Source organism: Dechloromonas denitrificans (genome assembly GCF_020510665.1).
GTDB classification, from domain to species: domain Bacteria; phylum Pseudomonadota; class Gammaproteobacteria; order Burkholderiales; family Rhodocyclaceae; genus Azonexus; species Azonexus denitrificans_B.
Genome location: NZ_CP075187.1, coordinates 2,009,289 through 2,027,487 on the forward strand (window position 1 = coordinate 2,009,289; position 18,199 = coordinate 2,027,487).

The 18,199-nt window shown below is 57.3% G+C and carries 22 protein-coding genes and 1 tRNA gene; 6 read left to right on the top strand and 17 right to left on the bottom strand.

Annotated elements, in window-relative coordinates; genetic code table 11:
• Window positions 1-27: 27 nt before the first annotated feature.
• From KI614_RS09475 to def, 6 genes are all read right to left on the bottom strand, one after another.
• The gene (locus KI614_RS09475) at window positions 28-1,176 is read right to left on the bottom strand and encodes a DNA polymerase thumb domain-containing protein (RefSeq protein WP_226405049.1); all 1,149 of its coding nucleotides are present in this window, start codon (window positions 1,174-1,176) and stop codon (window positions 28-30) included.
• 66 nt (window positions 1,177-1,242) lie between these two features.
• Window positions 1,243-1,824, bottom strand: a complete 582-nt coding sequence (locus KI614_RS09480) for a DNA-3-methyladenine glycosylase I (RefSeq protein WP_413464143.1) — start codon at window positions 1,822-1,824, stop codon at window positions 1,243-1,245.
• A gap of 43 nt (window positions 1,825-1,867) precedes the next feature.
• A complete protein-coding gene (locus KI614_RS09485) occupies window positions 1,868-2,521 on the bottom strand; it encodes a YceH family protein (protein WP_226405053.1) in 654 nt (217 codons plus the stop codon).
• A 19-nt stretch (window positions 2,522-2,540) separates the two neighbouring features.
• The gene (locus tag KI614_RS09490) at window positions 2,541-3,158 is read right to left on the bottom strand and encodes a 3'-5' exonuclease (protein WP_226405055.1); all 618 of its coding nucleotides are present in this window, start codon (window positions 3,156-3,158) and stop codon (window positions 2,541-2,543) included.
• Window positions 3,155-3,823, bottom strand: coding sequence for an alpha/beta hydrolase (locus tag KI614_RS09495; protein ID WP_226405057.1), 669 nt, complete (start codon window positions 3,821-3,823; stop codon window positions 3,155-3,157). The genes KI614_RS09490 and KI614_RS09495 overlap by 4 nt, the downstream gene beginning before the upstream one ends.
• Window positions 3,824-3,829: 6 nt before the next feature.
• A complete protein-coding gene (gene def / locus KI614_RS09500) occupies window positions 3,830-4,360 on the bottom strand; it encodes a peptide deformylase (protein ID WP_226405059.1) in 531 nt (176 codons plus the stop codon).
• A 174-nt stretch (window positions 4,361-4,534) separates the two neighbouring features.
• Here def and KI614_RS09505 point away from each other — a divergent pair, with 174 nt between their 5' ends.
• Together KI614_RS09505 and KI614_RS09510 are read left to right on the top strand one after the other, a co-directional pair.
• Window positions 4,535-6,418, top strand: coding sequence for a diguanylate cyclase (locus KI614_RS09505; protein ID WP_226405061.1), 1,884 nt, complete (start codon window positions 4,535-4,537; stop codon window positions 6,416-6,418).
• Window positions 6,419-6,441: 23 nt separating this feature from the next.
• A complete protein-coding gene (locus tag KI614_RS09510; protein WP_226405063.1) occupies window positions 6,442-6,687 on the top strand; it encodes a hypothetical protein in 246 nt (81 codons plus the stop codon).
• Window positions 6,688-6,691: 4 nt separating this feature from the next.
• On the opposite strand, the gene KI614_RS09515 is transcribed toward KI614_RS09510, so the two are convergent.
• The 3 genes from KI614_RS09515 to KI614_RS09525 form a co-directional block, all read right to left on the bottom strand.
• A complete protein-coding gene (locus tag KI614_RS09515) occupies window positions 6,692-6,889 on the bottom strand; it encodes a hypothetical protein (RefSeq protein ID WP_226405065.1) in 198 nt (65 codons plus the stop codon).
• A 333-nt stretch (window positions 6,890-7,222) separates the two neighbouring features.
• On the bottom strand, window positions 7,223-7,516 hold the full coding sequence (locus KI614_RS09520; protein WP_226405067.1) for a hypothetical protein: 294 nt from the start codon (window positions 7,514-7,516) through the stop codon (window positions 7,223-7,225).
• Between the two features lie 5 nt (window positions 7,517-7,521).
• The gene (locus KI614_RS09525; RefSeq protein ID WP_226405069.1) at window positions 7,522-8,085 is read right to left on the bottom strand and encodes a hypothetical protein; all 564 of its coding nucleotides are present in this window, start codon (window positions 8,083-8,085) and stop codon (window positions 7,522-7,524) included.
• A gap of 324 nt (window positions 8,086-8,409) precedes the next feature.
• Between KI614_RS09525 and KI614_RS09530 the strand changes: the two genes are divergently transcribed.
• Complete coding sequence (locus KI614_RS09530) at window positions 8,410-8,766, top strand: hypothetical protein (RefSeq protein ID WP_203466864.1); 357 nt, start codon at window positions 8,410-8,412, stop codon at window positions 8,764-8,766.
• 117 nt (window positions 8,767-8,883) lie between these two features.
• A complete protein-coding gene (locus tag KI614_RS09535) occupies window positions 8,884-10,203 on the top strand; it encodes an IS4 family transposase (protein WP_226405073.1) in 1,320 nt (439 codons plus the stop codon).
• A gap of 50 nt (window positions 10,204-10,253) precedes the next feature.
• Here the strand turns inward: KI614_RS09535 and KI614_RS09540 are convergent, their stop codons facing one another.
• Window positions 10,254-11,327, bottom strand: coding sequence for an alkene reductase (locus KI614_RS09540; protein WP_226405075.1), 1,074 nt, complete (start codon window positions 11,325-11,327; stop codon window positions 10,254-10,256).
• A 156-nt stretch (window positions 11,328-11,483) separates the two neighbouring features.
• On the opposite strand from KI614_RS09540, the gene KI614_RS09545 reads away from it, so the two are divergent.
• Window positions 11,484-12,011, top strand: a complete 528-nt coding sequence (locus KI614_RS09545; protein ID WP_226405089.1) for a YkgJ family cysteine cluster protein — start codon at window positions 11,484-11,486, stop codon at window positions 12,009-12,011.
• 28 nt (window positions 12,012-12,039) lie between these two features.
• On the opposite strand, the gene KI614_RS09550 is transcribed toward KI614_RS09545, so the two are convergent.
• On the bottom strand, window positions 12,040-12,558 hold the full coding sequence (locus tag KI614_RS09550; protein ID WP_226405091.1) for a low molecular weight protein-tyrosine-phosphatase: 519 nt from the start codon (window positions 12,556-12,558) through the stop codon (window positions 12,040-12,042).
• A 145-nt stretch (window positions 12,559-12,703) separates the two neighbouring features.
• Between KI614_RS09550 and KI614_RS09555 the strand changes: the two genes are divergently transcribed.
• Entirely contained in the window at window positions 12,704-13,468 is a 765-nt protein-coding gene (locus KI614_RS09555) for a hypothetical protein (protein ID WP_226405093.1), read from the top strand.
• A gap of 7 nt (window positions 13,469-13,475) precedes the next feature.
• Here KI614_RS09555 and KI614_RS09560 read toward each other — a convergent pair whose 3' ends face one another.
• The 6 genes from KI614_RS09560 to KI614_RS09585 form a co-directional block, all read right to left on the bottom strand.
• Window positions 13,476-14,141 carry an HD domain-containing protein gene (locus KI614_RS09560; protein ID WP_226405095.1) on the bottom strand — a complete coding sequence of 222 codons (666 nt, stop codon included), beginning with the start codon at window positions 14,139-14,141 and terminating at the stop codon, window positions 13,476-13,478.
• On the bottom strand, window positions 14,138-14,974 hold the full coding sequence (locus tag KI614_RS09565) for a hypothetical protein (RefSeq protein WP_226405097.1): 837 nt from the start codon (window positions 14,972-14,974) through the stop codon (window positions 14,138-14,140). The genes KI614_RS09560 and KI614_RS09565 overlap by 4 nt, the downstream gene beginning before the upstream one ends.
• A 23-nt stretch (window positions 14,975-14,997) precedes the next feature.
• A complete protein-coding gene (locus KI614_RS09570) occupies window positions 14,998-15,300 on the bottom strand; it encodes a DUF5710 domain-containing protein (RefSeq protein WP_226405099.1) in 303 nt (100 codons plus the stop codon).
• Between the two features lie 400 nt (window positions 15,301-15,700).
• A tRNA-Ser gene (locus KI614_RS09575) sits at window positions 15,701-15,793 on the bottom strand.
• 48 nt (window positions 15,794-15,841) lie between these two features.
• Window positions 15,842-17,062 (bottom strand): aspartate kinase, encoded by a 1,221-nt coding sequence (locus KI614_RS09580; RefSeq protein ID WP_226405102.1) that lies wholly within the window; start codon window positions 17,060-17,062, stop codon window positions 15,842-15,844.
• A gap of 85 nt (window positions 17,063-17,147) precedes the next feature.
• The gene (locus tag KI614_RS09585; RefSeq protein WP_226405104.1) at window positions 17,148-18,074 is read right to left on the bottom strand and encodes a histone deacetylase family protein; all 927 of its coding nucleotides are present in this window, start codon (window positions 18,072-18,074) and stop codon (window positions 17,148-17,150) included.
• Between the last annotated feature and the right edge of the window lie 125 nt (window positions 18,075-18,199).

An 18,199-nucleotide genomic window follows, 5' to 3' on the forward strand; every position in this document is an offset into this window, starting at 1 on the left:
CCGCGGCCGGTAACTCAGCCGGCCGGTTCAGAACGGCAACTCGGCCTGGATCGCAACGTGAGCGGCCGGCGTTTCGTTCCGCGCCACCAGACCACCAGCCCGCACACCGAGCAGACGAATTTTCTGAAGCAGCGGAACGCGCTTCAGGCATTCCCCGGCTGCCTTCCTGATCTCTGCCGCCTCGCCGATGCACAGGGGCAAGGTGACATCACGCGTTACGGCGTGAAAATCGGCGTAACGCAGCTTGATGCCGATGGTTCGACTGAGATAGCCCTTGCGCGCCAGATCGTCGGCCACCCGTACGCACAGGCTGGTAAATATTTCGGAGAGTTCGGCCCGGTCATGCCGGGCATGCAAATCGCGCTCGAATGTCGTTTCACGGCTGATCGACTTGGGCTCGGACTCGGTCACCACGCCCCGCTCATCAATGCCATGCGCCACGCGATGCAGCCACTCGCCGGTACTGCGCCCGAATTTCCCGACCAGGAATTCCGGAGCCGCGGCAGCCAGTTCGCCGATGGTCCGAATCCCGAGGCGCCCCAGTTTTTCACCGGCCTTCGGGCCGATGCCACCAATCTTGCGCACCGGCAAAGGCCAGATGCGCGCCGGCACATCAGCCATTTCAAGAAGAGTCAGGCCATTCGGCTTGTCGAGATCGGAACCAATTTTCGACAACAGCTTGTTGGGCGAGACGCCGATCGAACAGCTCAAGCCGGTGGCCTCGAAAACGGCAGTCTTGATTTGCAAGGCAAGCGACCGGACATCCTCCACACCCTCGCCGAAATCAATATAGATTTCATCGATGCCCCGATCCTCGATGCACGGCACAATGCGCGCCACCGCCGCTTTGAAGCCTCTGGAGTAGTGCCGGTAAGCCTCGAAGTTGGCCGGCAAGAGAATGGCATCGGGTGCCAGCTGGGCTGATTTCATCAGCCCCATGCCAGAAAAAACGCCGAGCGCCCGCGCTTCGTAGGTCGATGTCGTGATCACGCCACGCCCGACGTAATCGCGCAAACGGGCAAAATGCCGCTTGCCGTCAGCCTGCAGCGCCGGCTGGGCGACATTGCGCCCACCGACCACCACGGCCTGGCCACGCAATTCGGGATAACGCAGCAACTCGACGGAGGCAAAAAAAGCATCCATGTCGAGATGAGCAATACGCAACTGACTGTTCATCCATACAGTATATCAAGCTATGCACGAACTGCCACGGTCGACGCAGGTAAACGGCCCGTTTTCGCATCAAGCCTGAATTGGCTGGCGCTTCTGCACCTCGGCGTGACGTGGGCAGGCGAGCAGATGATCGTTGACCATTCCTGAAGCCTGCATGAAGGCATAGCAAATGGTCGAACCGACAAACTTGAAGCCGGCGCGCAGCAAGGCTTTGCTCATTGCATCCGACTGCGCCGTCTTGGCCGGCACCTCGGCCATCGTCGCCCAGTGGTTGTGGATCGTCTCGCCGCCGACGAATTGCCAGAGAAAGTCGCTGAACGACTGCCCTTCGGCCTGCAGTGCGAGGTAGGAACGGGCGTTCTGTATCGTCGCCGCGACCTTGGCCCGATTGCGGATAATGCCGGGATCGGCCAGCAAAGCAGCCACTTTGACATCGTCGTAACAGACGATCAGGGCGGGCTCGAAGCCATCGAAAACCTGTCGATAGTGCGCCCGCTTTTTCAACACCGTAGCCCATGACAGACCGGCCTGTGCTCCTTCCAGGATCAGCAGTTCAAACAGGGCGCGGTCGTCGCGCAGCGGCACGCCCCATTCCCGGTCGTGGTATTCGCGGTAAAGATCAAAACCCTCGGACCAGGGACAGCGTTCCATATCATTCATTCTCCGGAGCGGTCATTTGCTCAATCATGCTGTTTCAGCCGCCGATTTCTGCAACAAAAGCCTCGAATCGGCTGCGCAATGCGGCCAGTTCGGCCTCCAGCGTTGCGACACGCTCGGTCAGCGCTTCAATCACGGCACCAGATGACCCAACCGGGGCGGCATGGGCCGGGGCGTCGATGAGCGGTTCGCCACCGAGCAGATGCATCCAGCGATTTTCACGGGCGCCGGGCAAACGCGGCAATTCAATGACCAGCATCTCGCCTTCCGGTCGACAGGCCAATTCATCGAGAAATGCTTCGACCGATGAAATATCGGCAAATTTGTGCAGCCGCTCGCAATTGAGACGAAGCTCGCCGGCCGTTTGCGGGCCGCGCAACAGCAGCACCGTGAGCAAGGCCGACGCCTGGGTCGGGATGCCGAACTGCTTTTCCAGATTGTGGGCAAAGCGAACGACACGACTGCCGCTGACTTCGTGCACCAATTGATGCTCTTTCAGGCGGTCGACCGCGGCAAGCGCTTCGGCTTCGCTGATTTCCATCACCGGACTGCGGCTGGTTTTCTGGTTGCAACCAGCGACCAGCGCATTCAGTGAGAGCGGGTAGGTATCGGGCACAGTGCGCTGCTTTTCAACCAGCGTTCCGAGGATTCGGCTTTCAATCGGCGACAGTGTCGGCAACAGGGACATCATTCTCTTTCCAGTGAAGCAATCAGGCTGGCAGCGCAGCGCGACGGCTGGCCTGCCAGGCGTAATAAACCTGCAGCGCGACATGGGCATCGTTGGCGGCGTAAAGCACCTGTCGTTCGTTAAGGCGGGCGGCCGACCAGTTACTGGTGCCGATCTTTTTCGATTTCTGCAATTTCTGGCCGAAAAAATGCGCGACAGCCACCTTGGCACCGACCGTACCGCGATGCGCCGGCCCCCGCAGGATTTCGCCCAGGTCGAGCACGTTGCGCACCTCGATATCGAGCCGCGATTTCAAGGCGCTGTGATCGTTCCCCAGCCCGAAGCCAACCTTGAGCAAATCCGGCGACTCAAGCACCGCCTTCAATTCAGCCACGCTACGTCCGCGCACAATCGGAAACAACCAGGTGTGCCGGTCAGTGGCCAGTTGCACCAGATGCGGCCCGGTCGACACTTCGCCTTTCAGGAAAGTCGGCTTGGATTCAGTATCGAAGCCAATCACCTTGGCGGCGAGCAAATCGGCCAATGCCGCCTGCGCAACTGATGCATCGGCGACCAGCGTGATCGCCTCAAGCCCGATACCGGGATAAGGTGGCAACTCCGCTTCACTGAGCGATGCCCGGCTGAATGCCACGTCGCTCATGCTGCGCCGATCCGGCTTTGCAGCCAGGCACCGATGGCTTGCACCTCTTCAATGCAAACCGAGTGCGGCATCGGATAAACCTGCCATTCAACCGCATAACCGTGCTCGACCAGCCAATCGCGTGCCGCCAGACCGAGTTCGATCGACACGACATCATCGTCGCTGCCATGCGCCGAAAACACCGGAATATCGCGGTTGACCGCGCTAGCCTCGGCCAGCAAGCCGGCCGATGGAATATAGGTTGACAGCGCGATGACCCCGGCCAGTTTTGCCGGATGGGTCAGCGCCGTGGTGTAGGCAATCGCCCCGCCCTGCGAAAAGCCGGCCAGGAAAATACGTTCCGACGGAATGCCGCGCTCGATCTCGCGTTCGATCAACAGACGAATGGCATTGCGTGAATGCAGGATGCCGCCCTCATCGACCCGCCGGCTATGCTTGTCGAGTGAAATGATGTCGTACCAGGCCGGCATGATGTAGCCGCCGTTGCAGGTCACCGGAATCTCCGGCGCATGCGGAAAAATGAAGCGCACACCGGGAGCCTCTTCCAGCCCCAGTTCAGGGACCACCGGGACGAAATCCGAACCGTCCGCCCCCAAGCCGTGCAGCCAGATCACGGCGTATTGCGGGTTCTTACCCGACTCGATTTCGATTGCAGGCAGCAGCATATCCAATCAACTCTCCTTGCCCATTTCGGGGAAAAGCACATCGGTAAAGCCAAAACGGCTGAAATCGCGCATCCGCATCGGATACAGCATGCCGATCAGATGGTCGCACTCATGCTGCACAACACGCGCATGGAAGCCTTCGACACGACGATCGATCGGCTGGCCGGAAGGATCGAAACCCTGGTAGCGGATGGCAGGAAAACGCGGCACCTCGCCACGCAGCCCCGGCACCGACAAACATCCTTCCCAGCCCGCTTCTTGCGCGGTCGACAGGGGCGTAATGACCGGATTGATCAGGATCGTCTGCGGCACGGCATCGGCGTCGGGATAACGTTCGCTTTGCTCGAAGCCGAAGATCACGACTTGCAGGCCAACGCCGATCTGCGGCGCTGCCAGGCCAACGCCACCGGCGGCGGCCATGGTATCGAACATGTCATCGATCAATTCGGCCAGCGCCGGGGTCGCAAAATCGGTCACTGCTTGCGCCGGGGCCAGCAAGCGCGGATCGCCCATGCGCAATATTGTTCGAACGGCCATGCCTTGATTCCTGTGGATTGGGGATTTGCGAGTGTAGCCGGAGCGTCGCTCCATGTGCACGGAGAACGGCTGGAACCGGCCCATTGACAACGAATTGTGGAATATTACTTACTTTATGCCTAATCACTTTGACTTAACGAGCGCATCGAACATAATGCGCAGCTTCCAGCCATAGTGTTTCTGAAATACTTCACCGTGAATCTCAACGCCAAGGTTACTCTTTTCTTCATCGGCATCGCCGCTGGCCTGCTTGCTGTTCTGGTCGCGATCAGCCTGTACGCCTTCCGCAGCTTTTCGATTGCTTCGGCCACCGAACACATCAGAACGGCGGGTGAAATCGTCCGTGTTCATCTGACGGAGTCGATGATCAACGGCGTGATCGACAAGCGCGAGCGCTTTCTCCAACGACTGGTCGAAGTCCAGGGCCTCAAGTCGGCCCGCGTGGTGCGCTCGCCGGAAGTGGAAAAACAGTTCGGCAAGGGGTTGACCGTGGAATCGGCCGCCGACGAAATAGAACGCACCGTCCTGGCAGAAGGCAAGCCGCGTTTCGAACTGATTACCCAGGGCGATGAAACCATCTTTCGCGGCACGATTCCCTACATTGCCACGTCCAGCGGCAACCCGAATTGCCTGCAATGCCACAAGGTCAGCGAAGGCGCCGTACTCGGCGCGGTCAGCATGAGCATGTCGATCGATGCGCTGAAGGAAAAGGCATTGATCACGGTAGCCGGCATTACCGGTGCCGTGATGGCCTTTGTCATCCTGATGGTGTTGCTGCTCCGCCGCTTGTTGCGTCCGATTTCCGATACCGCCAATGCAGTTGAAGATGCGGTGCAACACGCTTTGCGGGGTGATTTCAAGGCGCATGTCGAGAAGCGGACGGATGATGAAATCGGCCAGATCGCAACCGATATGAACCGCCTGCTGACCTTCCTCGACGATGGCCTGAACCGGATCGGCAGCAATGTCGCCCGACTCACCGAGCGCACACCGGCGCCGGGCGAGAATCTGCTGACAGCAACCATCGACATGGTCGAAGGTCTGACCCGTGCAGCACATTTCAAGCAGGCCATCGAGGAGGACGAGGTCAAGACCGAGATTTACCAGCGCCTTTCAAATACGTTGAAAAGCGAATTCGGCCTGCAGGAATTTTCGCTCTACGAAATCAGCAGCAACAAAAAGCAGATGAAGGGCATCATGGTCGATGGTGAAGTGGCCGACACCTGCCGCTGGTGCGACCCGCAAATCCTGGTGCGTCCCGAGGCCTGCCGCGTCCGGCGTACCGGCCATGTCGTCGATGGCATCACCACGCCGGATATCTGCACCTCATTCCGCCCCCCGGCCGAAATCGGCGAACGACATCATGTCTGCTTCCCGGTCATCCAGTCCGGTTCGGTCGGCAGCGTTGTGCAGTTGATTGCCTCGCCGGCACAGCAGGAAAAACTGAAGTCGCAGATCCCATTCATCAACGTTTACCTGCGAGAAACCGCCCCGGTCCTGGAAACGAAACGCCTGATGGAAAGCCTGCGCGACTCGACCTTGCGCGACCCGATGACTGGCCTGAACAACCGCCGCTTCCTCGAAGAGTATGTCGAGACACTGGTTGCCAGCGTCCAGCGCAAGCGTACGCACGCAGCCATCCTGATGCTCGACCTCGACTACTTCAAGATGGTCAACGACACCTACGGCCACGATGCCGGCGACGCCGTGCTCAAGGCGCTATCAACCGTTCTCAAGCAATCCGTGCGCTCCTCCGATCTGGTCATTCGCTACGGCGGAGAGGAATTCCTGATCATCCTGATCGACAGCCAGGGTGATGCGGCCGGTCAAGTTGCCGAAAATATCCGGGCAGCCATCGAAAACCTGAAAGTCCAGGTTGCCGGCACGGTGCTTCAAAAGACGATTTCGATCGGCATTTCGGACTTTCCGACCGACAGCGATACTTTCTGGCAAGCCGTCAAATTCGCCGATGTGGCGCTTTACCAGGCCAAGGAACAGGGACGCAACCGGGTAGTTCGCTTTGCGCCGGCAATGTGGTCGGACACCCAGGACTACTGAGCCAGAACTACCGAGCCGAAATCATGCAAGCACATCCCGGCAAAAGTCTCTGGAGCTGGCTCAGACGCCGTTTCATCGGCACATCCGGCCAGCCCTCAGAACTGGCTCAGGCAAAAGCGCTGATTTCGGCCGTCGACCGCGGCGGCATCCCCCTGAACCCGGCACGCGTCAACGCCATCGCCCGTGCACTGGGCCTGGAAGTGTCACGCAAGGCCGCCGTCGAAGAAACCATCGAACGCATTCGCGCCGCATTGATCCGCGCAGGCTGATCAGTCATCGATCACCCCACCGCTCGATCCGGCAGGCATTGGCATACGCATCGGCACGACACCTTGCCTGTTCGACCTGGCGCTGGATGGCGGATTGATCGATCGCCGGCACAGCGAGTCGCCTGACTGAAGGCAGTGCAATCTGAAAACGGCCGGATGCTTCTCTGGAAAACGAGTCCAGCTCAAAATCGGTAATCACCATGATGTTGCTCCTGCCCCCGTTCAAGCCGGCGAAGCCGGCACCCGGGGGCTGGGTAGCAAGCGACGCTTTAGCAGCATTTATCAATCGCCCTGCAAGTTGTCCTTAACTCAGCGATGTACCTTGCGGTACCGGAAAAACAAAAGCCCGTTCAGCAAGAACGGGCTTTCGCACGCTTTAGCTGAATTTATTACGCGCCCGCAAGCTGAAACTCAAATCGGCGCGATGGATTTACTTTAGACAGAGACATTGTCTCTGTCAACAGCCGGGAAGATACGGATCAGAAGAGAACCCGCTTCGGAAAAACAGCGTACCTAATACCGACGGTCAGACCGGTCAAAGCGAACCGACCATGCACTCACGCAGTGCGGCACAAATCAGGCAGTCCGGTTCGGCCCCGGAAAGATAGGCATTCAGTTCCCCGGAACAATCCTGATCGATTGTTTTGAGCAGTTCCTGCAAACAGGCCAGATCGACCTGTGAAATATTGTGCTGATTCATGTTCTGAATCATGGCCAGTGCGTTGCCGACAATGCCGGACATACCGCGATCTGATGAACCGATATCTGCCAGGATTTTTTCGAGGTAGCGCACCGTTGCGCAGAAAGGTGCCTGGGAGATTTTTGTCATGGCTGTCACCGCTGGCTGTTAAATCCAAGCATTGCCAAGGCCATGCGCGCACTGCTGATGAAATCGCGCATCGTTTCGACACTGCATTCCGGCATCACTTCGGTCTCGTAAGCCACCGTGACGCTCAGTTCCCCTTTTTCCGAGCGAACCACCCACCCCAGATCAACCAGGGCCTGTACCTTGCGACGCACGGTCTGCGGTGGCAGGCCAAGGTATTGAGCCAATGAGTAGGCATTGCATTTGGGCAACAGTTCACGGCGCCTTGCATCATCGGCAAGCTCCGGCGTAATCCGGCAACCGGGATTGCGCTCAAGCAAACGGCCAATGTTGTATAGCCAGATTTCCGAAGCCAGCATCGCCATGACCGGGTCGCGATGATTCAAACCATGATCGCGCCGGTTGAAGCGGCGAATGAAGCTGAATACGACAAAATAAATTTGATGCCAGTTGGCCCGGAAAGCGTCTTCGTCGAACTGGGCGCAATGATCGCAATAATCATTTCGGAGAAAAGGCGACAAGGCGTCGATATCCGGATTTTCCGGACACTTGACAGGTGATTCCAGGTGCATGGGTAAAAACCAGCCAGGAGCTGGCTAATAGCAAATATCAATCGATCATCATGCATGCACGAGGCATGCATATCAACAATCAAATTGCTCAATTTGGTGATTTTTCCACTTATTAATACTTCTGAACTACCTCCAGAATCATCCTGTTAAGGCGCATGAATTCGTCAAACTGTGGCCAAAAATTACAATCAGTCACCGAAAAAATGGCCGAGGCGTTATCATTTCTGTTTTTGGTAGAGCCTTCTTCGGATCGTTTTTCAGCACGAACTCTCAAGCCGACAGCTCAACCTCTTGCCCGCCCCCGAATACAACCGGAACGACATCGTGAAACCTTCATCCTTGCTCATCGCTGCACTACTGGCCATCCCTGCTTACTCATCAGCGGCCGATGCCGTCAAATTCGACATTTATCTGGCTGGCAACCTGCAGCACTCGGTCTCGCTGGTCGGACCGAATGCCACGGTCAAATTCATCCCGGAAGGCATTCCCGGAGCAACGCTTGAGTTTCGCCTGATCGCTCCGGAGCCGGTGATTGTCGAAATGAAAGAAACGATGACCCAGGGCAGCGCCCCTGAAGTCGTCGGACGGATCAAGATGCCGACGCCGGGCAGTTCGTTTGCCGTGTCAGAAATCAAGGGATCGAAATTTCACAATCCCTACGTTCTGGTCAGAGTCGACTAAGTCGGCAGGAGTCAGCAAAAAAAGGGGGCCGAGGCCCTAATGCCGTTCACTTAGGTGAGCGGCATTTTTCATTTTGGGGCTTGTGGACAGTTCGCCGAATGGTTAACGTGGCGAACGATGTTGTCCAGCCAGCTCTCCATTACGACAGATGTCATGCCGACGATCGGATTCGATCGTCTGGCGGCTCATTTGCCGTATGAGTGGATTGAGCAGGCGCTCAGCGCGCATGGGGTGGCGAGTGTTCGCCGCCGTCGTTTGCCGGCGGAGCAAGTGGTCTGGCTGGTGATCGCCCTGGCGTTGTTTCGTCGCCAGTCGATGGAAGAAGTACTCAGCACCCTGGATCTGGCCTTGCCCGACACCCGAATCGAGGCGGTCTGCAAGAGTGCGATCACGCAGGCGCGGGCTCGCCTTGGCCAAGCCCCGCTGCAATGGTTGTTCGAGCAAACGGCCCAAGCCTGGTGCGCACAGGAGAAGGTCGCGAATCAGTGGAAGGGACTTTCGCTATGGGCGGTCGATGGCACCACCTTTCGGGTGCCGGACAGCCCCGAGAACCGCGAATTCTTTGGTGCCCAACGCTACGCCAGCGGCAAAGTGGCCTCCTATCCTCAGGTGCGTGCCGTCAGCCTGACGGCACTGCCCACCCATCTGGTCTCGGCCATCGAGTTTGGCCAATACGGCCAGAACGAAATGCTTTACGCCAAGGCGCTGATCGGTCGGATCGAGGACCATTCCCTGACCGTCTTCGACAAGGGCTTTGTTTCTGCGGAAATATTGTTGGGCTTGAGTGCTGCGGGCACCGAGCGGCATTACCTGATCCCCGCCAAGTCCAACACGCAATACGAAGTCCTGTCGGGAACGCCCGAGGATTGTCGGGTTCGTTTGCGTATATCTCCTCAAGCGCGCGTCAAGGTCCCTGATCTGCCCGAGGCCTGGGAGGCCCGTGCCATTCGAGTCGAGTCGGCCAATGGTCAAAGCCGGGTACTGCTGACCTCATTGTTCGATCGCCGCCGCATCAAAGCGCAGGATCTGGCGGACTGCTATCGCCGGCGCTGGGAAATTGAAACCAGCTACCGCGAGCTCAAGCAATCGATGCTGGGCGAAGCGCTGACCTTGCGCTCGCGTTTGCCCGAAGGGGTCAATCAGGAAATCTGGGGGGCCTTAATTGCCTACAACCTGATCAGACTTGAAATCGCCAAGGCGGCCACTGAAGCGCGCGTCGCTCCGACCGATCTGAGCTTCCTGCGCGCACTGCACATCATCCAGCACGAACTGATCTGGGCGGCGGGAATGAGTCCGGGGAAACTGCCGTCCCATCTGGCGCGCCTGCGTTTGCAGTTGCAGATGGCTATCGTGGAAAAACGACGGGGGCGAAAATGCCCCCGTGTCGTCAAAGCCAGACCGGCTCGTTACGCCGTTCGTCACCTAAAAGAGCCTTAACTGAACTGCATTAGGGCCGAGGCCCCCTTTTTCAATCCTTTACCGCTAAATCAGGCTGCGCCAAGCGTCGGGTAATCCGTATAGCCGGCGGCACCGGGCGAGTAAAAGGTGGCCGGGTTCGGCACATTCAACGGCGCACCCAGACGAATGCGCTGTGGCAAGTCAGGATTGGCCAGGAAACCGCCACCAAAGGCCACGGCATCCAGCAAACCGGCATCGATGGCGGCAGCAGCTTCGGTCGCGTCATAACCCATGTTGCCGATCAGGACACCCTTGTAGGTTTCGCGCACCGGGGTCATCACATCGCCTTGCTGCTGGCTGAAGAAATCGGCACGCATCATGTGCAGGTAAGCCAACTCGTAGTCGTTGAGCCGCGCACCAAGCCAGCGGGTCAAGGCGACCGGGTCGCTGTCAATCATGCTGTTATAGCTATTAAGCGGTGAAATACGCAGGCCGACACGGTCGCTACCCCACACTTTGCAAACAGCATCCAGCGTTTCAAGCAGCAGGCGGGCTCGATTTTCGATAGAACCACCGTACGGCCCCTGCCGCTGGTTGCTGCCATCACGCAAGAACTCGTCGAGCAGATAGCCATTGGCTGCATGCACCTCGACACCATCGAAGCCAGCCGCCCGGGCATTGGCTGCTGCCTGGGCAAAACCGCTGACGATCGCGGGCAATTCGCTGTCCAGCAAAGGACGCGGAATGACGTGCGGCTGCTTGCCTTGCGGGGTATGAACCTCGTCGTTGGTGATCGCCAGCGGACTCGGTGCAACTGGTTGGCGACCATCGTTGAACGCGGGATGACAGGCCCGGCCGCCATGCCAGATCTGGAGAACGATACGACCGCCTGCCGCATGCACGGCATCGGTTGTTTTCTTCCAGCCTTCCACCTGCGCATCGGAATAGATTCCCGGCTCCTTCCAGAATGCCGAGCACCCCTCCATGGCCATCGTCGCCTCGGCCACGATCAGGCCGGCGCTGGCACGCTGGGCATAATGCTCTGCCATCAAGGCACCGGGAATATGGCCCTCTTCGGCCCGGCAACGCGTCAGCGGAGCCATCAAAATACGGTTGGGCAAATGCAGGGCACCTGCACGCAACGGTTTGAATAGCGAATCCATGAACAGTCCTTGTGAGCGGATAACTCATCTTATATGGCGTCGCGGTCGACCTTATTCAATAGCCAATTTCATCGGGATCAGTGCAGTAAAATCACGGCATACGAACCACCCGATTGGCTTGGCCTGTTTTCCCATGAAATGGCGAGCCCCCTCACTATGCAAAACACCAGCAAACTCACCCGGCTTCATCAGGATATTGATCAATGCGTCCAAAACATCCGCCAACAGCAACCGGATTGGCTGTGCGGCAAAGGATGTGCCTCCTGCTGCAAGCGACTGGCTGAAATACCTGAATTGACCGAGCAGGAATGGAAGCTGCTGTCTCAGGGGCTAGCCATGCTGGCGCCAGCAAAATTGCATGAAATCAGTCTTGAAGTCGGCAAATTGGCCCAGCAAACCACGCGCCCGGTCGTTTGTCCGATGCTCGACCAGGCAAGCGGAGCCTGCCCGGTCTATGCCCAACGCCCGGTTGCTTGCCGGACTTATGGCTTTTATGTTCAACGCGAACTAGGGCTTTATTGCCGTGAAATCGAAACACGCGTTGCGGAAGGCCACTTGGCAGATGTTGTCTGGGGCAACCACGATGTGATTGATCGTCAATTGAGCCACCAGGGCAAAAGCCGCCCGCTGACAGCGTGGTTTGCTGAAAGCCCGTTCGCGGTGGCAGCGATCTCGACTGACTGATCGGCAAAGCCTGTCATTTCGGCCTATTTCAAGCGTCGACCGCGACAATCCCGGCAGCTTCGACAGCAGAAAACTGTCGCTCAAGAAATTCAACCACCCCTCGTGCGCCATCTTCGATACGGTCCAGCACATCCTCAAAACTGGCCCCCAGCGTCAAATAGGGATCCGGCACATCCTGGCCATGGAATTTTTCTGAGAAATCGAGGAAAAGCCGAATCCGGCGTTGCTGTTCTTCGGTCGTCATACGGCGCAAATTGGAAAGGTTGTTCTGGTCCATGGCCAGAATCAGGTCGAAGTACTCAAAATCCTGCCAGCCGATTTTCTGGGCTCGCATCAGGGTAACGTTGTAGCCCCTGGCCTGAGCCGCCAAATGCGTTTTTGAATCGCAGACATCGCCAACCCGGAAACCGTGCGTTGCCGCCGAGGCCACTTCAACCCGCCCCCCCAGCCCCGCTTGAATCAGACATTTGCGCAGCACCACCTCGGCCATTGGCGAACGGCAGACGTTATTCATGCAGACACAGAGAATCCGGTAAGGTTTTTTCATGTTGCAGCAGGGAGTCAATCGGCGGTGATTTATTTTAACCCTTGAAAACAGGCATCGCTGCATGCAAAAGAGCTAATCATCCAGTCTGCCATCGGGCCACCAGGTTCGCTAAAATGCGCCCTCCCCCCATCTCAGGCAAATTTCGATGAGCACGACCTCCTCTCCGATTGTTGATCAACTTTCAACACTGGCCAATGCAGCAACCCAGTGCGAAGCCGCACAACTGGCCCAGGATATTTTTGCCGAAGTTTTTCGCAATGCTTTTACTCCGGACCCGACCTTACTCGGCAAGGTGCTGACACAAGCCGAAACGCGTTGTATCGAGTGGTGCCAGGCCGGCGACAGCAGCGAAGAACAACTCTTGCGCCTGGCTATGCTGGTCACCGGGCTGGATCATTGGGGCCTTGCCTACACCCAGGCTTTCAGCCTGACAGCCATTCCGGCATTGAGTGCGCTCATTTCCAGCCTGCGCGGCCGCCTGAACAGCCAATCGGATGAGTCATTCCAGCTTTTTTTCTCGGTGATCGAACAAATCGAAAGCAATGTCATCGACTTCAAGGTCGAACTCCGACGCAGCATTCACCTGGCGCTCTGGCACGCCATGACGGCCTGTGAAACGGATGAAGACGCAGAAAGCATCCTGAAACCACTTGGTGGCATGCTGCTCGGCGTCAACCAGCAGATGCCGGAATACGGCTGGCGCCTGGTTGCCGATGCCTTGGCTCATATCCAGATCAAGTTGCTCAGCGAAACCGAAGCACCAAGCGATCTGGCGCGCCAAAATACACAAAAACTGTTCGAAGCACTGCAACAAGCCATGCCACGCGAGCAGTACCAAACCATTTTGCGCCACTCCAGCCAGGCGGCGCTGGCCTGGCAACAAGCACGCCGTTCAACAACAACGCATTGACCGAAATTCAGTCCTTGGCCGACTCACCGTCCCATTCGTCAAGAAAGCGCGTGACGAACTCTTCCATGAATTGATGGCGACGCTCGGCCAGCAAGCGTCCGCCAGCGGTGTTCATGCGCTCCTTGAGCAGGAACAGCTTTTCATAAAAATGATTCAGGCTGGTTCCTTTCGCCGCCTTGTACGCGGCAGCCGTGGCGTGTAGCTCAGGCGGCATAGCCGGGTCGTACAGCAGGCGTCCGGCATGCCCGCCATACGCAAAGCAGCGGGCAATACCAATCGCACCGATGGCATCGAGTCGGTCTGCATCCTGGACACAGCGCCCTTCCAGGGTCTGCATCGTGGTTTGAACCCCAGCCCCCTTGTAGGAAATGGTCGCCACAATATTGACGACAGGATCAATGATGTCTTGTGGTGCACCTTCCTGAAGCAGCAGGCGCTCAGCCTCACGGGGCCCGACAGAGTCATCGCCGCCATGAAATTTCCAGTCGGCAATATCGTGCACCAGCGCCCCCAACTGCACAATTTCCTGATCCGCACCTTCATGCGTCGCTATTTTGTGAGCCAGTTTGCAGACCCGCTCAATGTGATGCCAATCATGGCCTGAACTCTCGTCCAGAAAACGAAGCTTGATCTGCCCGGCGACACGCTCGACCAGTTCAGATGCAAAAATCATTCAGTTTGCCCTTGGGGAAAATATGGCAGAAGCGCCTTGGCCGCTTCGATACGCGCCGATATTGCCAATGATGGCTCATTCATCACCGCCACGAGAAAACTGATCGGATCCTTGTATTTATTGCCCAGATTGACAGTTGACCGCAGCAATGCCGAGTCAGCGCTCGCAGGAAAATCCTGTTCAAGGTGACTCCCCATGGCGGCATCGAGCGGAGGAATCGAAAGCCTCGCTACAGCTCGCTGAAAGTCATCGCTTGCGATGCTTTTGAAGCCCGCCAGCATCTCAGCCTGCCGATCCATATTGGGCGCCATTTCGAGGCCTGATTCATCCATGAATATACTGCCCATCGTCGGATCGATGAAAGCAGACCACCTCCCTGTTACCGGATGCAAGCCCGGAACCGTGCGGATCTCTACCTCGGTCGAGGGCAGAAAGCTGAGTTGATGCTCAGGAATAGCTGATAGGTATTTACTACGCAGCGCGGTGAGAAAATGAAGCACCTCGGCAAGCGGCAGTGAATCCTCCAGCGAAAACCACATGTTGAATCCGGCCTCGCCCGACACAGAAATGGCCGGCGCAGGCAACTCAAGGTCATCCTGCAATGCCTGAAACAAGGCAGCAACCGCAGGCCAGTCAGTTGCCCGACGAAAATCCAGCACCATCGCCCGAACCAGGCCGTCATCCCCAAGCAGTCGAAGATCGGTAACAACCCGGTGCCGGGGAGCGGTCGAATCGCCATCCGGCAAGCGATCATCTGCCACACCAGAGAACTCTTTCGATTGCAGGTCAGGCAAAAAATACAGGCGTTGAAGTTCGGTAATCAATTTATTCATGATTCATCGATCCAGCGGACAAACTAGCAAGAGATGGCCATTGACGCACATTGATCACAAACATCCCATGGCAAACACTCGCAAACACGAGGGCTCGCCACGTAATCGCTGCCGGTGACAACTTTCCCGGGAGCCGACCTGGCCGCGACAGGACGGACCGAAGGCGCTCCCTCGTCACTGTCCACAGCCGTCGGGGACCACTTTGCAAACGCAGATAGATCAGCCTTGCCGTCGATAAACCAGATTTTTCGGGCAGCATCCCACCGGGCGCCCAACTTCTTGGCTTGATCCTTTTCTGCAAAAGGCACTTTCAGATTCAGTCTCATGGCCTTACCAAATTTCAGTTGAAGGGGTTACAAGAAGAACCGACCTGTTCGTAACCTTGGGGCAAACAAAACCAATACACGTTGTTGCAAACCGTTACTTGAGTTAGCGCAGCGCACCGCTTATCTTGTCAGTCATGTGCTGACCCCCCAACAGCCTGACGACCAACCTCTCCCTCCCTGTTGGTCGTCGAAAGCCCCGCTCACCCCCGGCGGGGCTTTCACCTTTTCAGGCCATGGTTTTATCGATAGCCCCCACACGCAGGTAAATCACGAGCTTTTCGATTGAAGCCATCGGTTCACCCGGCATGCACTGGTTCAGCAGCATCACCCCAAATTCCCTGGCAAACGCCCAAAAGCAAAAAGCCCCGTATAACGGGGCTTCTAGCTATCTTGCAGGTTCTGGCGGAGACGGAGGGATTCGAACCCTCGATGCAGGTTTTGCCCGCATGCTCCCTTAGCAGGGGAGTGCCTTCGACCTCTCGGCCACGTCTCCGTTCAGAAGAGCGCGGATGATATATGCTCCGCGCCCTTTGGTCAAACCTTACTGATCAAGACCGAAAGCGCGGTGCAGTACGCGAACCGCCAATTCCAGATATTTCTCGTCGAGAACGACGGAAATCTTGATCTCGGAAGTCGAGATCATCTGGATATTGATGCCTTCATCGGCCAGTGCCTTGAACATCTTGGAGGCAACACCCGGGTGCGAACGCATGCCGACGCCCACGGCCGAGACCTTGCAGATCTTGTTGTCACCGGTCACCTCACGAGCGCCCAGCTTGGCCTTGGTGGCTTCGAGGATGCCCTGTGCCTTGGCGAAATCACCACGATTCACCGTGAAGGAGAAATCAGTCGTGCCGTCATGACCAACATTCTGGATGATCATGTCGACGTCGATATTGGCGTCGGCGATGGCACCGAGAATCTGGTAGGCAATGCCCGGGGTATCCGGAACGCCGAGCATGGTCAGCTTGGCTTCGTCGCGGTTGAAAGCGATACCGGAAATGATCGGTTGTTCCATGTTCTTGTCTTCCTCAACAGTGATCAGCGTACCTTCCCCTTCGTCCTGGAAGCTGGAAAGAACGCGCAGTTTGACCTTGTACTTGCCGGCGAATTCGACCGAGCGGATCTGCAACACCTTGGAGCCCAGGCTGGCCATTTCCAGCATTTCTTCAAAGGTGATGGTGTCGAGCTTCTTGGCTTCTGCCACGACGCGCGGATCGGTCGTATAGACGCCATCGACGTCGGTATAGATCTGGCACTCGTCAGCCTTCAGGGCTGCAGCCAGCGCAACACCGGAAGTATCGGAACCGCCACGACCGAGCGTGGTGATGTTGCCATGCTCGTCGACACCCTGGAAACCGGCGACGATGACCACCTTGCCGGCATCCAGATCACGACGCATGTTGGCTTCGTCGATCGACAGGATACGCGCCTTGGTGAAGGTGCTGTCGGTCAGAACCTTGACCTGGCCGCCGGTGTAGCTGCGGGCATCAACGCCAATGCTCTTGAGCGCCATGGCCAGAAGGCCAATGGTGACTTGCTCGCCAGTCGCACAGACCTGATCCATCTCGCGCGGATCGGGATTGGACTGAACTTCCTTGCAAAGCGCAATCAGACGATTGGTTTCGCCGCTCATGGCTGAAAGGACAACCACAACCTGGTGACCCTGTGCCTGGAATTTGGCAACCCGCTGCGCAACATTCTTGATGCGTTCGGGATTGGCGACGGACGTACCGCCGTATTTTTGAACAATCAACGCCATGGATTCATCCGGTTAAACGTTGGAAACATGAAAAAGAGGGCGGGATTTTACCCCACCCTGCTCTTTTTCCGAAGGAAATCAGCGCCTAGAGATCAGCCAGTGAACGCAGATGGGCGCCGACGCTGCGCGCCAGCGAACTCATCACGTACCCACCTTCAAGCATCGAAACGATGCGCTTGTTGCAAACCTCTGCGGCCAGCTTCTTGAGTTCGTCGGTACACCAGGCGAAATCACGCTCAAGCAGCTTGAGGCCACCCATGTCATCTTCGTAATGACCGTCGAAGCCCGCCGAGATAAAAATCATCTGGGGCTTGAACTCACGCAAGCGCGGCATCCAGACCTGGCTTACTGCATCGCGGAACTCCTCACCGCCGCAACCCGCGGCAAGAGGAACGTTGCACATGTTGGCTGCCGGCTTGTCCGCCCCGCTATACGGGTAAAACGGATGCTGGAAGATGCTGCACATCAGCACCTGCTCGTCACCGGCAAAACAATCTTCAGTGCCGTTGCCGTGGTGCACATCGAAGTCGATGATGGCAACGCGTTCCAGCCCATGTGCCTTGATGGCATGACGTGCCGCAACGCCGATATTGTTGAAGAAGCAGAAGCCCATCGGCGTTGCTTTTTCACAATGATGGCCGGGCGGGCGCACGGCACAGAAAGCATTCTCGATTTCGCCGCTCATCACGAGGTCGACCGCCTGACATCCGGCCCCTGCTGCGCGCAGGGCGGCTTGCCAGGTATGCGGATTCATCGCGGTATCCGGATCAAGGTGAACCACGCCGATTTCAGGAGAGGCGCGCTTGATTCGTTCCAGGTGCGAAGCCGGATGCACGCGCAGCAATTGTTCAAACGTAGCCAGCGGTGCATCGTAATAAACAAAATACGCATCAAGGCCCTGAGCGATCAGGTGATCGCTGATGGCAGTGAGACGTTGAGGACATTCCGGATGATGCGAACCCATATCGTGCAACTGGCAGTCGCGATGGGTGATGAAGGCAGTGGTCGTCACTTGTTCTCTCTCTGCGAACCGGCGCTCATTGATGGCGCACGTCGAAATGCCATTATCGTCCCAATCTGGACGAGGCTTCAAGCATTAGAATTCGTTTGAACTGTAATTAAAGAAAGCCGCCATGT

What these genes read in the sequence shown, in the direction of transcription:
- KI614_RS09475 (WP_226405049.1), bottom strand. Translation starts at nt 1,176, where the DNA reads ATGAACAGTCAGTTGCGTATTGCTCATCTCGACATGGATGCTTTTTTT.
- KI614_RS09515 (WP_226405065.1), bottom strand. Translation starts at nt 6,889, where the DNA reads ATGGTGATTACCGATTTTGAGCTGGACTCGTTTTCCAGAGAAGCATCC.
- KI614_RS09495 (WP_226405057.1), bottom strand. Translation starts at nt 3,823, where the DNA reads ATGCTGCTGCCTGCAATCGAAATCGAGTCGGGTAAGAACCCGCAATAC.
- KI614_RS09480 (WP_413464143.1), bottom strand. Translation starts at nt 1,824, where the DNA reads ATGGAACGCTGTCCCTGGTCCGAGGGTTTTGATCTTTACCGCGAATAC.
- KI614_RS09560 (WP_226405095.1), bottom strand. Translation starts at nt 14,141, where the DNA reads ATGATTTTTGCATCTGAACTGGTCGAGCGTGTCGCCGGGCAGATCAAG.
- KI614_RS09485 (WP_226405053.1), bottom strand. Translation starts at nt 2,521, where the DNA reads ATGATGTCCCTGTTGCCGACACTGTCGCCGATTGAAAGCCGAATCCTC.
- def (WP_226405059.1), bottom strand. Translation starts at nt 4,360, where the DNA reads ATGGCCGTTCGAACAATATTGCGCATGGGCGATCCGCGCTTGCTGGCC.
- KI614_RS09525 (WP_226405069.1), bottom strand. Translation starts at nt 8,085, where the DNA reads ATGCACCTGGAATCACCTGTCAAGTGTCCGGAAAATCCGGATATCGAC.
- KI614_RS09540 (WP_226405075.1), bottom strand. Translation starts at nt 11,327, where the DNA reads ATGGATTCGCTATTCAAACCGTTGCGTGCAGGTGCCCTGCATTTGCCC.
- KI614_RS09490 (WP_226405055.1), bottom strand. Translation starts at nt 3,158, where the DNA reads ATGAGCGACGTGGCATTCAGCCGGGCATCGCTCAGTGAAGCGGAGTTG.
- KI614_RS09565 (WP_226405097.1), bottom strand. Translation starts at nt 14,974, where the DNA reads ATGAATAAATTGATTACCGAACTTCAACGCCTGTATTTTTTGCCTGAC.
- KI614_RS09555 (WP_226405093.1), top strand. Translation starts at nt 12,704, where the DNA reads ATGAGCACGACCTCCTCTCCGATTGTTGATCAACTTTCAACACTGGCC.
- KI614_RS09535 (WP_226405073.1), top strand. Translation starts at nt 8,884, where the DNA reads ATGTTGTCCAGCCAGCTCTCCATTACGACAGATGTCATGCCGACGATC.
- KI614_RS09545 (WP_226405089.1), top strand. Translation starts at nt 11,484, where the DNA reads ATGCAAAACACCAGCAAACTCACCCGGCTTCATCAGGATATTGATCAA.
- KI614_RS09520 (WP_226405067.1), bottom strand. Translation starts at nt 7,516, where the DNA reads ATGACAAAAATCTCCCAGGCACCTTTCTGCGCAACGGTGCGCTACCTC.
- KI614_RS09510 (WP_226405063.1), top strand. Translation starts at nt 6,442, where the DNA reads ATGCAAGCACATCCCGGCAAAAGTCTCTGGAGCTGGCTCAGACGCCGT.
- KI614_RS09550 (WP_226405091.1), bottom strand. Translation starts at nt 12,558, where the DNA reads ATGAAAAAACCTTACCGGATTCTCTGTGTCTGCATGAATAACGTCTGC.
- KI614_RS09570 (WP_226405099.1), bottom strand. Translation starts at nt 15,300, where the DNA reads ATGAGACTGAATCTGAAAGTGCCTTTTGCAGAAAAGGATCAAGCCAAG.
- KI614_RS09580 (WP_226405102.1), bottom strand. Translation starts at nt 17,062, where the DNA reads ATGGCGTTGATTGTTCAAAAATACGGCGGTACGTCCGTCGCCAATCCC.